Annotated in this window: 14 protein-coding genes and 1 pseudogene; 6 read left to right on the top strand and 9 right to left on the bottom strand. The window is 58.0% G+C overall.

Annotation, left to right across the window (positions count from 1 at the left end; all coding sequences use genetic code 11):
- From ABDZ36_RS01025 to ABDZ36_RS01015, 3 genes are all read right to left on the bottom strand, one after another.
- A partial coding sequence (locus tag ABDZ36_RS01025; RefSeq protein WP_343749158.1) for an AAA family ATPase occupies window positions 1-598 on the bottom strand: 598 nt, incomplete at its 3' end.
- 320 nt (window positions 599-918) lie between these two features.
- Window positions 919-1,329, bottom strand: a complete 411-nt coding sequence (locus ABDZ36_RS01020; RefSeq protein WP_020220680.1) for a DUF8115 family protein — start codon at window positions 1,327-1,329, stop codon at window positions 919-921.
- Between the two features lie 2 nt (window positions 1,330-1,331).
- Window positions 1,332-2,195, bottom strand: coding sequence for a ParA family protein (locus ABDZ36_RS01015; protein ID WP_211312996.1), 864 nt, complete (start codon window positions 2,193-2,195; stop codon window positions 1,332-1,334).
- A 699-nt stretch (window positions 2,196-2,894) separates the two neighbouring features.
- Here ABDZ36_RS01015 and ABDZ36_RS01010 point away from each other — a divergent pair.
- The 5 genes and pseudogenes from ABDZ36_RS01010 (at window position 2,895) to ABDZ36_RS00990 (ending at window position 6,249) form a co-directional block, all read left to right on the top strand.
- A complete protein-coding gene (locus tag ABDZ36_RS01010; RefSeq protein ID WP_211312995.1) occupies window positions 2,895-3,347 on the top strand; it encodes a 6-pyruvoyl trahydropterin synthase family protein in 453 nt (150 codons plus the stop codon).
- The gene (locus ABDZ36_RS01005) at window positions 3,347-4,126 is read left to right on the top strand and encodes a 7-carboxy-7-deazaguanine synthase QueE (protein WP_020220676.1); all 780 of its coding nucleotides are present in this window, start codon (window positions 3,347-3,349) and stop codon (window positions 4,124-4,126) included. Before ABDZ36_RS01010 ends, ABDZ36_RS01005 begins: the two co-directional genes overlap by 1 nt.
- A gap of 4 nt (window positions 4,127-4,130) precedes the next feature.
- Window positions 4,131-4,730 carry a GTP cyclohydrolase I gene (gene folE, locus ABDZ36_RS01000; RefSeq protein WP_020220675.1) on the top strand — a complete coding sequence of 200 codons (600 nt, stop codon included), beginning with the start codon at window positions 4,131-4,133 and terminating at the stop codon, window positions 4,728-4,730.
- Window positions 4,727-5,425, top strand: coding sequence for a 7-cyano-7-deazaguanine synthase QueC (gene queC, locus ABDZ36_RS00995; protein ID WP_211312994.1), 699 nt, complete (start codon window positions 4,727-4,729; stop codon window positions 5,423-5,425). Before folE ends, queC begins: the two co-directional genes overlap by 4 nt.
- Before the next feature lie 256 nt (window positions 5,426-5,681).
- Window positions 5,682-6,249 (top strand): annotated as a pseudogene (locus ABDZ36_RS00990) (IS1595 family transposase).
- Between the two features lie 230 nt (window positions 6,250-6,479).
- Here ABDZ36_RS00990 and ABDZ36_RS00985 read toward each other — a convergent pair.
- Both ABDZ36_RS00985 and ABDZ36_RS00980 read right to left on the bottom strand, forming a co-directional pair.
- Window positions 6,480-7,799, bottom strand: a complete 1,320-nt coding sequence (locus ABDZ36_RS00985) for an orc1/cdc6 family replication initiation protein (RefSeq protein ID WP_020220671.1) — start codon at window positions 7,797-7,799, stop codon at window positions 6,480-6,482.
- A 618-nt stretch (window positions 7,800-8,417) separates the two neighbouring features.
- Window positions 8,418-8,738, bottom strand: a complete 321-nt coding sequence (locus tag ABDZ36_RS00980; protein WP_211312993.1) for a DUF6788 family protein — start codon at window positions 8,736-8,738, stop codon at window positions 8,418-8,420.
- 195 nt (window positions 8,739-8,933) lie between these two features.
- Here ABDZ36_RS00980 and ABDZ36_RS00975 point away from each other — a divergent pair, with 195 nt between their 5' ends.
- Complete coding sequence (locus tag ABDZ36_RS00975; protein WP_044957043.1) at window positions 8,934-9,101, top strand: DUF1931 family protein; 168 nt, start codon at window positions 8,934-8,936, stop codon at window positions 9,099-9,101.
- A gap of 105 nt (window positions 9,102-9,206) precedes the next feature.
- On the opposite strand, the gene ABDZ36_RS00970 is transcribed toward ABDZ36_RS00975, so the two are convergent.
- The 4 genes from ABDZ36_RS00970 to ABDZ36_RS00955 form a co-directional block, all read right to left on the bottom strand.
- Window positions 9,207-10,013, bottom strand: coding sequence for a hypothetical protein (locus ABDZ36_RS00970; protein WP_211312992.1), 807 nt, complete (start codon window positions 10,011-10,013; stop codon window positions 9,207-9,209).
- Between the two features lie 192 nt (window positions 10,014-10,205).
- Entirely contained in the window at window positions 10,206-10,376 is a 171-nt protein-coding gene (locus ABDZ36_RS00965; protein WP_211312991.1) for a hypothetical protein, read from the bottom strand.
- Between the two features lie 139 nt (window positions 10,377-10,515).
- Complete coding sequence (locus ABDZ36_RS00960) at window positions 10,516-10,791, bottom strand: PadR family transcriptional regulator (protein ID WP_211312990.1); 276 nt, start codon at window positions 10,789-10,791, stop codon at window positions 10,516-10,518.
- 145 nt (window positions 10,792-10,936) lie between these two features.
- On the bottom strand, window positions 10,937-11,872 hold the full coding sequence (locus tag ABDZ36_RS00955) for an ArdC-like ssDNA-binding domain-containing protein (RefSeq protein WP_211312989.1): 936 nt from the start codon (window positions 11,870-11,872) through the stop codon (window positions 10,937-10,939).
- Window positions 11,873-12,955: the final 1,083 nt, after the last annotated feature.

Below are 12,955 nucleotides of genomic sequence, written 5' to 3'. Positions count from 1 at the left end.
CGAGGTAGTACGGGACACCGCCGAGGACGCCCCACGCGAACACACGGTCTTCGGGCGTGTAGGCGTCCGGGAGGAACTCCTGAGTGGCGGTGAAGTCAAGCGGTCGGAGGTCCAGTTTTACGGTCGCTCGGCCGTAGAGTGGACTGTTCCCGAGGAGAGCAGCTTCTTCCATCATGCTGATCGATGAGCCGACGAGAACAAGCGTTCCAGACGTCTGCTGGAAGTGATGATCCCAGAGGCGCTGGATGACGGAGGGGAGACTCCCGTCAGCGTCGATGAGATAGGGGAATTCGTCTAAGACGACGACCGCGTTTTGGTCACCGAGATAGCCGAGGAGTGCCTCCCAGTCCCGCTTGATGTTCGTGATGCCAGGGAACGTCTCGGCGGCAACGTCGACGAACTCGTCGAGTTGGAGCTGTGCAGTGGTCTCAGTCCCCTGATAGACGACGGCGTCGTCCCGATCGCGGAGCGAGTGTTGAACGAGTTGGGTCTTTCCCAGACGCCGACGACCGTAGATGACTGCCAGCTCGCCGCTGTCGGATTCGTAGCACTCCCGCAGTCGCGAGAGTTCCGCATCACGGTCCACGAAACGCTCCATAGGTATCAATCGCCGCCCACCAATAAAATACCCTTGGATAGCCTAATTCAAAATTGTCTATTTTAGAATTGGCTAATCTAGGTTCGGGGAAGCGTCTGTGCTGTAATACTACCCAGGAGTGGTTTCGCGACTTCAATGACTACGGTCTTATGACCTCTGGCGACGTCAATATCTCCTAAGAAGGCGGCTATACGTCAAATCGAAGATCCATAGTACTCTGTCCTGGCGACGCAATCATGAAGTTTGTCTATCAACAGCACCAAACGGCATCCTCCTACAGGCCATATCTATGGTCTATAGAATTATCCTATGGGTTTGGTCTATATCTGTCGTGCGTTGCGATTGATCCGGTTCTGATTGGCCTCGCCAGTCTCGTCGAGGAGGTCCGCGTCGAGTTCCGCGAGTCCGACCCGGCAAATGAGGCGGATGAGTTCGGCGCGATCGGCTTCCTCTCGGTCGACGTCGCGACCGAGTTCCTCTTGGGCCGTGGCGACAATTTCGGTGAGACGCGCGGAATCCTCCTCCAGGTACGCGAGGATCGCAGCCATTCCCGGATCGTAGAATGACACCGAACGCGAGATATCGCCATCGTGCACCTCCGTGAGGTAATACTCAAGGCGATCGATCGCTTCCTCGCGCGGATGGGCGTCCGCGCTGATTCGGTCGCCGCCAGCGGTCTTGCTGTTCTTCTTGAACTCCTCGATCTGCCGTTCGCGTTCTTCGTCGTCCATGATTAGCGGAGTCGCTCGTAGAGTGCTTCGGCGTTCTCGCTGAACGCGGCCTTCGCATCGGCGCCAGTCGAGGTGAGTTCGTCCTCGTCAATCGCGAAGAGCGTGTGACCTTCCTCAGTGGCTTGCGCAACCTGCTCGGAAGACACCACCCACTCCGGCGCGAGTAGGTCGCCAAACTCTTCCTCAAGCTCCTGGTGCTTTCGCTTGGAGAGGTTCCGACCGCGCTGATACTGGTTGAGTATCAGCATCGCGAGTCGGGCATCAATATCGTATTCTTCGCGGATCATCACAAGATCGTCGCGAAGCCCACGCGCCTGTTTGACTTCGAGTTCGCCCGGTAGTACTGGAGTGAGGACGTCACGGGTGGCCCAGATACCGTTATACGTGAGATTGTTCGGGGCGCCTGGGAGGTCGAGGAGGACGACATCGTACCGATCGGTCGGCTCGACGGTCTTGTCGAGAAATCGGCGGAGTCGCGAGTAGCGCTCCTGGGCATTGTCGACGTTTCCGAGGTCCGCGTCCATCGTGTCGAGCGATTCGTGTGCCGGAATGAGATCGACGCCTTCGCTGGTCTCGTAGACGAGTTCGTCGAGCGCGGCTTCAGGGCCGCCGAGGATGTCGACGAGTTGGCTCCAGTCCTCCTCCATCGTCGTCGCGATGTTCGGATATGCGTCGTCGTTCGCGACGTCCGCTTGAACGCTGTCGTGAATGCCGAAGATCGTCGCGAGGTCGTCCTGCTTGCCGGCGAGATCGAGGAGGAGGACGTCGTGGTCCTGCTCGACGAGCGCGGCACCGATGTGGGCCGTGGAGGTCGACTTCCCAGTTCCCCCCTTGGCCAGATATGTTGAGCAGCGTTTCGTGGGCATATGCATCAATCCGACACACGCACACGGCATATAGATTTGGTCTATAGATATAGTCAAAAGATAGTAGAAAAATATAGTCTATAGATCTGGGAATAGATTTTGACTATAGATAACAACCACAGATGTTGATCAGAGAGGGGTCGAGAAGTTGGGGAACTCCTCGCGGAAGCCGACTGAGTAGTGACTAGAGTCCAGTAGAACCTGTTTCGTCTTCTGCGCAACGCTCGAAGAGCAGATCGAACGCTGAATGTTTGTAGAGAACTGCACGACAATCTCGACAACGAGTGAACTGTGCCTTCTCGGCATCCCAAAAGTCGGAGCGCAGTACGACAGCTTCATCCCGGGAACTATAGTGGCCGCCAGATGTCGAGATGTGGTTGAACTCTTGTCCACCACATTCCGGACAGGGGTCACTAAGACTGCTCCAATCGTCTCGCTCAACACAGGTTATCTCGTGTTCGTCACCGCTCGTGTCGATGAATTTCATCGGACGTACCACTGTGAATTTCCTCCACCTACTCGGAGGATAGAAAAACACGTCGTGAGCATCGAAAGGACATATTATCGAGAGATACGCGATCTCAACGGGAGTAGGTTACGCGAGAATGGAGCAGTTAATCAGAACACAGTTACACCCATCTGATGTTCGTCTAGTACTCTATCGATATTATTTTGCACTTCCTTAGAGAATACGGATCCGTGTCTCTCGAACAGCAGCCCGCGTCATCACTCGCCGACGCCGGGGAACGGACCCTCCACATCGGCGGCGACCGGCCCATCCGAATCAGCACCGGCCATCGGCTCCGCCATCACGACGGGAAGTGCAGTCGCCCCCACGGCCACAACTACGATATTTCCGTCGAAGTGACTGGCACGCTCTCGGAGAACGGCTGGGTCGTCGACAAGGGCGACGTCACGAACGTCATCGACGAATGGGATCATCGCTTCCTCGTCGAGACCGGCGACCCGCTCGTCGAGGCCTTCGAGGCCAGCGGCGATTCCGATGGTCTCGTTGTCCTCGAATACCCACCGACGGCTGAAGTAATGGGTGTCCTCCTCGAGGAGAAGCTCCACGAAGCTCTCCCGGACCGTGTCTCCGAGATCTCCGTCTCCGTCCGCGAAACAGCCGAACTCTGCGCGGAGAGTTACTGATGCCCGTCAACTCGACCGTCGACTCCGATCCGTCGACCACAGAGACGTCTGACGCCGCGGAGCTCCCGATTAACGAGTGCTTCTACTCGCTCCAAGGTGAGGGCACGCTCGCCGGCGTTCCAAGCGTCTTCGTGCGCACGAGCGGGTGCAACCTCCGATGCTGGTTTTGCGACTCCTACCACACCTCCTGGGAGCCGACGCACGGCACGATGACTCTCGAGGACATCGTCGAGGAAGTCGAGTCCCACGAGAAGGCCGACCATGTCGTTCTCACGGGTGGCGAGCCGCTCATCCACGAGCAGTCGGTCGACCTTCTCGAACGTCTCGACGAGTTGGGGTACCACACGACCGTCGAGACGAACGGCACCATCTATCGCGACGCGCCGATAAATCTCGCGAGTATCAGCCCGAAGCTCGCCTCCAGCACGCCTACCGGAGAGAAGGATCCGAAGGGCGACGGCGAGTGGGCCGACCGCCACGAGGAACGCCGAATCGACGTCGACGCGCTCGCCGATCTCGTCGACGCTTACGACTCGCAGTTGAAATATGTCGTCACCGGCGAAGACGACCTCCCGGAGATTGAGGACCTTCTCGAACGCATTCGGAACGCCACCGCGACGACGATTCCAGACTCGGATGTCCTCTTGATGCCTGAAGGGACGACGCGCGAACAGTTAGACGACTCGCGGAACACGGTCGCCGAGCTCGCGATGGAGTACGGCTACCGCTACACACCGCGCCTGCACGTCGACCTCTGGAACGACGCGCCCGGTACCTGAGACGATGACACAGCACTCACGACTCACACAGACCGAAGACGGTATCGACCGGGAGAAGGCCCAGCGAGCGACGCGCCTCCTCCTCGAAGCACTTGGCGAGGATCCTGACCGGCCCGGCCTCCAAGACACGTGGGAGCGCCGCGTCCCAGACACCTTTGCGACGCTCACCGAAGGCACGCAGAGAGAGGCGAAGCCGACGATGCGGACGTTCGACGCCGAGAGCGAGGACCTCGTCGTGAAGACGGGGATCCCGTTCTACTCGCTCTGCGAGCACCACCTCCTCCCCTTCCACGGCACCGCCCACGTCGCCTACCGACCCGGCGAGGAAGTGGTCGGCCTCTCGAAGCTCGCGCGGTACGTCCGCTGGCAGTCCCGCCAACTCACCATGCAGGAACGCCTCACGAACGACATCGCGTCCGGCCTCGCCGATGAACTGGACGCACCCCTGGTACTCGTCGAAATGAACGCCACCCACCTCTGTGAATCGATGCGCGGTATCGAGACTGAGAGCACCACAACCACCCGGACGACGATCGGTGATCCTACCGATGTCGAACGCGAGCGGTTCCAGGCAGCCGTCGACCGCGCGGAGGGCCAGCGATGAGCGACGAAAAACGCGCCGTCGTCCTCGCCTCCGGCGGCATGGACTCCGCGACCGCTGCCGCCGTCGCCCAGGAACGGGGCTACGAGCTCTACCTGCTCCACACGAGTTACGGGCAGCGCACCGAGGATAAGGAGTACGCGTGCGCGAGGGAGCAAGCCGACTACTTCGACGCCGCGGACTTCCTCCATCTCACCACCGACCATCTCTCGAAGGTCGGGGGCTCCTCGCTCACCGACGACGAGATGGACGTCGAAGAAGCGGACTTGGAGAGCGAGGAAGTCCCCACGTCCTACGTGCCGTTCCGGAACGCGAACCTCCTCGCAATGGCCACCTCCTACGCCGAGGCCAACGACTGCGACGCCGTCTTCATCGGCGCACACTCCGAGGACTTCTCCGGCTACCCCGACTGCCGGCCCGCGTTCTTCGACGCCTTCCAGCGGGTCGTCGACGTCGGCACCAAGGACGACACCCAGATTAGCATCGAAGCCCCCTTCGTCGACTGGTCCAAGACCGACATCGCCGAGAAAGGCACCGAACTCGACGTCCCCTACGAGCACACCTGGTCGTGCTACCGCGACGACGAACCCGCCTGCGGCACCTGCGACGCCTGCGCCTTCCGCCTCCAGGCCTTCCGAAACGTCGGCGTCCGCGACCCTATCGAGTACGCCGAATGCCCCGACTACACCGAAGAGTGAGCGGGGTTACAAGGAGAATAACAAGAAGGACGACGGTTCGAACTGTCGAGTTTCAGTTTTTAAGTGATGGTTTGTCTGTGAGCGAGTGAGGAAACGAACCGCAAGTAATGGTAAACCAATATTTGGTATCGATACCCGTATTACCCCATGGTGACATAATCCCCGTAGAATACTCTATTACGATGAAATCTAATGCTGCGCTCATCCCGAGAGGCCGTAACATCCATTCTGCTGGCGAACTGAACACCGACTAACGATGGACGAAGAATCTGCACAGGTCTTCGTTCCACCACGTGAGCGATGTTTTGAACGTCTCCGTCTCGCCCGTTTCGGCGAGACGGTGACGTGTCTTCACTGCGGAAGTGACGAGGTTGTCAAGCGAGGAACCACAGGCAAAGACGCTCAAAAAGGGGCGAGGAGACTTCGACTCAGACAAACCACCGGTCTTGACACTCGTCCGTCGGGATGACGGACGAGTTCGATTCGTAGTCTGCAAAGACCTCGAAGATGCTGGCGAAGACATTGCTGAGTACGGTGATGGTAGTGTCATCCTCTGTACCGACGATTACACGATCTACGATGGAATCGAGGACGAGGAGGGGGTGGACGGCCACCTGGCCGTCACCCACTCCGACACCTACGTCATCGGTGATTCTCACACAAACACCTGCGAGAACCGCCACAGCTTCCTTCGCCAGTGGCTGAAGAAGTTCCGTGGTGTCTCAAAGCACCATCTCCAGAAGTATCTCGACTTCCTTGCACTGAAACTCAACTCATCCAAAGACTGGTTCGAGAAACTGCTATGTTACGATGTATCGGGATGAGCGACCTTAGATATGTGTGAGTCTTCGGTAGGCTCCTTGCGACCAAATCGTATTCCGGATGAGTCCACTAGTCAGGTTCAGACACCTCTATCGATTTGCGCGTGATAGGCGCAATCACACCAGCCCCACACCACTATCGATTTGTTCGGAGTGACTGCGACGGGTCGCACCTCTATCGATTTGTTCTCTCGGTTGGTGAATCGAGCAGCACAAGAGAGCGTCAGTGTCGGTCAGTTCGTAAGTTGCGCTCGGACGACGGTTCGGAGTTCATCGTCCGCAACGCCGTCAAGACGAGAATCTTCACGGAGTGTCTCGATGATCGTCTGAGGGTTCTCCTCGAAAGTGAATTCAAGATAGCTCCCCGAGTGAGGGCCCTGGCTCTTCCGCCCGGATTTCACCAAGGAGTACGTCGTAAGCTCCTTCATCTTGTTGACGTACGTTTCTTGGTAGTGCTGGTCAGCATCAAGTGTCTCCGTAATGTACTGATAGACACGATACGCTTCGGTACTCTTTGCGGCCGTATTCTCCGTCTCACGGGCGACTGCCGCGGTCGCGAAGAGGCACAGTTTCTTCTGCGTGCTGATTCCGCGGGTAACCTCGAGAACACGATTCTTCACGACTTTATCTTGGGCAATTCGAACGTGCTCCTCGCGGACTTGGTCAGCACCGTCGCGTTCTGCGATAGTACCGGCAGTCCGCATTAGATCAATCGCGATACGCGCGTCACCGTGTGTCTGGGCGGCGAACGCAGCGGCAAGGGGTATGACGTCCTCACTAAGAGCATCGTCATGAAAGGCGTCTTCGCGGTGTCCGAGGATTTCGCGCAGTTGGTTCGCGTCGTAGTCACTGAAGTGAACGTCTTCCGGCGTGAACGAGCTAAGTGCCCGGCTCCCAACATCCTCCATCATTTTAGTGTCGTTCGAGATAGCGGTGACGGCGACATCGGCTTGCAGGTCGTCGATGCTCCCGGTACGAGTAAGCTGGTAGAGAAGGCGGGAGTACGCTGGTTCATCGATATCACGGCGACCGGTGAGGAGGTCGAGTTCATCGAGGACGAACATCACGGAGTCGTAGTGTTCGTCGATGAGCCGGTAGAGTTCGCGCCACTTCTTCTTAGTCGGGATGCCGTGCTCGGGAATCTCGATCGCCACGTCGGCGTCGTCCGCAACGGTGCGAACTAGTTCGTAGACCGCGGTTCCAAGGGTGCCGACGTTCTGGCAGTTAAGTTCGATGACGCCGAAGCGGATGTCACGGGTGCTACAGAGGTCAACGACGTTCTGGCAGACGGCGTTGATGATGAGCGACTTCCCGGTTCCAGAGGGTCCGTAGAGGAAGAGGTTTGGGGGGCACTCGTTGTTGATCGCGACGCGGAGGTACTGGGTGATCTGTGTGAGCTGATCATTGCGACCGACAATCCGGTCCTCGTCGACGATTTCGTCCGGGTCCAGAAGACGACGGTTACGGACCAGACTGGCGGCTTCATCTTGCTCGAGGATGAGGTCCTTGATAGAGCCCGGATCGCCAACCGGGTCGTCGGAGTCGGGCGGCATAGACGATCTAACTCAATCCCACTACTAAATAGTTACCCCTATCGATTTGTTTCCGGTTTCTAAAGCACCTGAGGCGGTTAAAATCGACGTTATCAGGATTAAGATGTTGACCGTCACCGATTTGTTCGAGTGGCGTCTGATACTAGCTGCTACACCCTCACACCCCTATCGATTTGTTTTGACCGTACGAGTGCCCCAACTACTTCCTCAAGAATCTCGTAGCAACAGGTGAAGAACAGCACGACAAGCCCAATAAGAATCTCTGTCTCTTCTCTTCTTCTAGACTAGTACTAGCTAGACTAGAATAACACACCCCTATCGATTTGTTCTACCCAGCTGCGATCCGCCATCGTATCTGGAAATTATCAATTCTTCCTTGTGGTGTGATCGACTACAAGCGCCACCCTCTAGAACAAATCGATAAGGGTGTCTGTACCTGGGCTAGCCGTCCAACAGCTAATCTTCAGTAGAATCCTTCTTAGCGTATTTCTCTAGCCCTTTGATGACTATTTCCCGGTCTCTCTTCCCCTGACCCCAACTAGTTCAATATCGCTACCCCCTTCCAATCCACACGAAAAACAAATCGATAGGGGTGTCTGTCTCCCCTCCTCTCGGTACCTACTCTCCGTCTTCAACGGGCCCTTTGTATTTCGAAGTGACCTTGTCACCCTCCCGCCACTGCCAGTAGTAGTAGCGGTTACCGTTGATTTCTTTGGTGGTGAGCGTCGCTCGTGTCGGAACGTCGTCTGGCAGCTCTTTGGGACGATCCTCTACTTCGTCCTGGTCTTCCTCTGCAAGTCGAGTCTCTCGCTCACGGTACTGGGCGAGCGCGTCGGCATAGCGCTCAACCGCTTGGAGCTCCTCCGCTGAACAGCACTCTATCGATTCGACGAGGTCGCGTGAGAGCTTCTGTGGTGGTTTCGGTGGTGAATCGGACATCGTGTAGTCGTCTTAACCAACAGACACGGGGATTGCTTAGATGTGTTGGTTAACGCTCTCAGGCAATTCTTCAATCTCGAGTAGAACGGGCCCTCCGCCGAGATTAACTCAGGCTCCGATCTGTCCCTGTCAACTACCACATTCTGATACCCTCACCCCTACTTATATGTGATCGATGGACGAACTCGATGCTGTATGTCGGATCTTGTTGTCAAAGCTGCGGTGAAGGATGCACTGGCAGAGAAGAACGTTGCTGGCGATTTCTACGAGGCGCTGGACGAGGAGGTTGAAGAACTGCTCGAGGAAGCAGCGGCACGCGCTGAGGCGAACGGCCGCAAGACGGTCCAGCCGCGCGACCTCTAGATCGGCTCGCGACGCTCTTTTCATAGTGCTCGCCCGCTAGCTGGGTGTTTTCTTTACTGTTAACCAACAACACCCTGTTTTTCACCTTCGTGTTGGTTAACTCTCCTACTTCGGAGTTTCGGGAAGTCGGCCATCCGGCCGCGGGACTTGTTCGTGCTTAATCTCGTAGTCGACGCGGCGGAGGTGCTTGCACCCACCATCGGGTTCTCGCTGCTGGTAGTCCGGACAGGAGCACGTCTTGGCGATCACGTCGACGTCGTAGACGCGTCCGGACTGCGAGCGAACTTCGTACTGGCCGCCCTTCGCGAGGAGTGAGACGGCCATCTCTTCGTCGAGTGCGCGTTGTGTCCGTGCTTCGAGGCCTCCCGTCTGCGCTTGGTCGCTCACGGCTTCGCGAGCTCGGACGTCGCCCGCACAACCCCCGTCGGGCGCAACGGCCTGTGTGTCTCGTTCGAGGCGCTCGTCGAGTCGGTCCTCGACGGGATGGCCGATTGGCCAGCAGTAGTGGACCTCGCGACGACCTCGGTGGTTGTAGGCGCCGACGTCGACGGCGTCGCCCGACCAGCCACGCCACGCACCGAGTGCGCCCATCACGTCGCCGACCGCGCGCGGGATGTGTGCGACATCGTCGGGGTAGAAGACGCGGAATCGCGTGCGGTCCTCTCGGACGGGCATTTCGCTCCACCAGGAAACCATTGACCGCCAGGTGTCCGCCATCGCTGCGTCCCTCCCGTATCCAACGGTTACGTCGACTGTCGGTGAGGGCTGGTCGGCGTCGCCTTCGAGGAGACGGAGGACGGCATACCGTAGGTATTCGTGGAGCGAGTTAGCGACGCCGTTCGCGACCGCCGGGTAGTCGTTCGCGACGTGCACCGCTTCCTCTAGGAGCGTCTCGAGATCGTGTTCTGGCATTGTTCGAAAGCGGGGGTCTGTGCGCCCCGCTCCTCGCGGGCGCCAACAAACTTTAACCAACACTCGCATCGGAATCGCGCAGACTGTTGGTTAAGAGTGTCTGGAAGCGTGGCCGCTCTCTGTACTCCGTCTTGCAGAACCGGGTTCCCAGTTCCGGTGAGTCGCGGGCGCCTGAAATAGAGTAGGCTGGACTCAGAACGCGCCTTTAAGCTCTACAAGTGCGAGTATGATAGCAATAGCGCCGAATAGTAGGCCGATTGTGCCGAGGAGTTGATTTCGCGGAACGACGGTTGTTTGTGACACGACGAGCAGGGCCATCAATATCACGTGGAGGGCAAGCAGGCGGTCAGTCCGGTCTGACATACCACACCTATTCAACAGTCCGACATAGCCGTTCGGTTGCACTCTCCTTCATACCGGCTGCTTCATCGACTCCGACTGAAGAGTCCATATTGTCAACGGCCGATACTCCGACTGCTTCAGGACGGATAGTGAGAATGACCTACAGGTCGACGTACTGGTTTTCCCACTCGCGGCGGGCTTCGAGTTCGCGGCGGCCGCGTCGCGTGAGGGTGTAGGAGTTGGTGCGGTCGTCGATTTTGCCTTTGTCGACGAGCCCCTCCTCGACGAGAGTGTCGAGGTTCGGATAGAGACGGCCGTGGTGGACTTCGCTCTCGTAGTACGTCTCGAGCTCAGCCTTGATAGCGAGGCCGTGCTGCTCGTCCAGTCCCGCAATAACGTAGAGCAGGTCGCGCTGGAAGCCAGTAAGATCGTTCATTGCCCCTATTAGGACTTGTCTGCATATCAGCGTATCGGATACAGCCGCCTCGGTCTGGATTTTCGCCATCACACCGGCTTTCGCTCTCACTACTATTGGATAGTTGACTGAACAGGGCGCCTCCTAGTGTGAGGAGTTTGGGTCGCTATGCGGTCTTTGAATCGACGACGTCGATGAGTTGCTCGGCCGTCCGGCTAATGCGGCCGAGTCGCTCCCGGATTGCCTCCGGGTCGTCGCCGGCCCAGGCGGCGAGGTAGAACGACGAATTGCTCGTGTCGAGGCCGTAGTGGCGGCCGACGATGTACGCGACGGCCTCGGCTTCGAGTTCCTGCTCGGAGCGCGCCAGTGGGTCGCTGATGGCGCCATGGAGGAGTGCGTGTGCGAGTTCGTGGATGAGCGTCACCGCGAGATCCGCCTCGTTCGCACGATTCCGAACCTCGACGACCGGCCGTTCGTCCGCCCCACGCGGCTTGCAGATGCCTTCGGCCTGTCCATGGATCCACTCGTCGGTGTCGACGATGCGCACCTCGACGTCGAGTTCGGCGGCTGCGTCTTCGAGGACGGTGACGAGGTCGCCGGCGTCGCCCGTCGCCGCCGTCTCAAGCTCGGGGAGTGGCTCGCCCTCGGTCTGCGAGACGTCGAAGACCGACGCCGGCCGAAAGCCGACGAGCCCCTCCGACCACTCCTCCGGTGGCGTCTCGTCGTACTCACAATCACTCCGTTCGTGGTAGTTTGGCGAGTTCCCACACTCCGGGCATTGCGTGGTGATGATCGGTGCCCAGATCCAGATGGCGCGCTCGCCCTCCTGGACGTGCCGATCGAACTCCTCTTGCCACGCTCGGTAGCCCGCGACCTTCGTCGCCTCCGGACACTGGAGCTGGATTAGGAGGGTGTTCCGGTAGGAGTAGTCGTGGAACCGACTCTGCACGTCCAGCCACTCTTGGAACGCTTCACTTCCGCGTGCCTCCTCGACGTGCGTGATGAGGTCCTCGACCCACGCCTCGATCGTTTCGGTCATCGATTCACTTCGCGAGCTCGAATCTTCGAACGCGACTGCTGACTCCGATTGTGCATCACTCATGGATTTGTTCGCGACGACGCGCCTCGTGGGCGCGCCCGCACCCCTCCCGGGGCTAACAAACCCGATCCGCGAGCCGATGCCTCTCTTGGGGGTGGCCGATGCGTATCGAACCCTTCTCGTGCTTCTGTCAGCCGGACTGGTAAGGAGGATCGAATCAACTCGTTCGCTGTCCTTAGTCAGACTGTCTGTCGGAATACGGCAACCCACCGGTGAAGGAGTGTTATGAGATCGCTTACTGTTGATCAATCCGACGTCGAGCAAGGTGCTGGAGACGCCACTGTCCCATGACTTACCCGTGTGGCAGTTGAATACAACCCTACACACCTCAGTATGCCTCCTGGAGATTCCTCCGAGCAGCAGACGGATGACGTCCACAGTCATCCGCCGATTCAGTGTGATGCGTGCGAGTCTGCGCTCCACTCAAACAGCAGTCACACGGTGTCCTTCCTGCTCTTGGATCAGCTTACGCTCCCGCTTGTTGGCTGTGATTCCCACCGTGAGCAGTTCACCTCTATCTGTGAATTTACTACCGAGAACACAGCTGAACTCCTAGATTATCGGCCGGCCAGCGGTCTCAATTGTCCCAGCTGCCATCTCGCACCCCATTCTCCAAACCAATCCGTGGTCCCGGTCCAGGACGGCGCCGTTGGCATCCTTGCTTGTCCAGAACATCAAGCAGAAATCATTGATCGGTTCCACACAGGCCTTGCCACGCAACAACAGCTAACGGAATCTCTCAATCCGACACAATAGGTCTCTCAGACCCGAATAGACAGATTCCATAGGTGGGGCAGGCCCAATGCCCCAGGGCTTAGCCCCGAGGCGGCTCACGCGTTCATGCCCTGTTTTTCTCACACCACGATTCGAACGCATTCTCAAATTCACTGAACAAGTTTCGGTGAAAGTCCCCAATATACGGAAGTGGACACCGTTGATCTCCGTCTGGTGCATGCGCTAAATAGTCACCAGCGCTATCAAGGTCGCCTTTCGGAGTTGCCTCGAAATCCCGCTTCTGAAAATATAACTGGTAGCAATCATTTCCATTCTGTGTCCCTTGGTGCTCAACTTTCAGACACCAATAAT

Origin of the sequence: Halarchaeum salinum, assembly GCF_039520965.1 — an archaeon.
GTDB classification, from domain to species: Archaea; Halobacteriota; Halobacteria; order Halobacteriales; family Halobacteriaceae; genus Halarchaeum; species Halarchaeum salinum.
This window is presented reverse-complemented; position numbering and strand designations above follow the sequence as displayed.

Coding starts and splice junctions, on each gene's coding strand:
- ABDZ36_RS01020 (WP_020220680.1), bottom strand. CDS start 1,329: ATGGACGACGAAGAACGCGAACGGCAGATCGAGGAGTTCAAGAAGAAC.
- ABDZ36_RS01015 (WP_211312996.1), bottom strand. CDS start 2,195: ATGCCCACGAAACGCTGCTCAACATATCTGGCCAAGGGGGGAACTGGG.
- ABDZ36_RS01005 (WP_020220676.1), top strand. CDS start 3,347: ATGCCCGTCAACTCGACCGTCGACTCCGATCCGTCGACCACAGAGACG.
- folE (WP_020220675.1), top strand. CDS start 4,131: ATGACACAGCACTCACGACTCACACAGACCGAAGACGGTATCGACCGG.
- queC (WP_211312994.1), top strand. CDS start 4,727: ATGAGCGACGAAAAACGCGCCGTCGTCCTCGCCTCCGGCGGCATGGAC.
- ABDZ36_RS00985 (WP_020220671.1), bottom strand. CDS start 7,799: ATGCCGCCCGACTCCGACGACCCGGTTGGCGATCCGGGCTCTATCAAG.
- ABDZ36_RS00980 (WP_211312993.1), bottom strand. CDS start 8,738: ATGTCCGATTCACCACCGAAACCACCACAGAAGCTCTCACGCGACCTC.
- ABDZ36_RS00975 (WP_044957043.1), top strand. CDS start 8,934: ATGTCGGATCTTGTTGTCAAAGCTGCGGTGAAGGATGCACTGGCAGAG.
- ABDZ36_RS00970 (WP_211312992.1), bottom strand. CDS start 10,013: ATGCCAGAACACGATCTCGAGACGCTCCTAGAGGAAGCGGTGCACGTC.
- ABDZ36_RS00965 (WP_211312991.1), bottom strand. CDS start 10,376: ATGTCAGACCGGACTGACCGCCTGCTTGCCCTCCACGTGATATTGATG.
- ABDZ36_RS00960 (WP_211312990.1), bottom strand. CDS start 10,791: ATGAACGATCTTACTGGCTTCCAGCGCGACCTGCTCTACGTTATTGCG.
- ABDZ36_RS00955 (WP_211312989.1), bottom strand. CDS start 11,872: ATGAGTGATGCACAATCGGAGTCAGCAGTCGCGTTCGAAGATTCGAGC.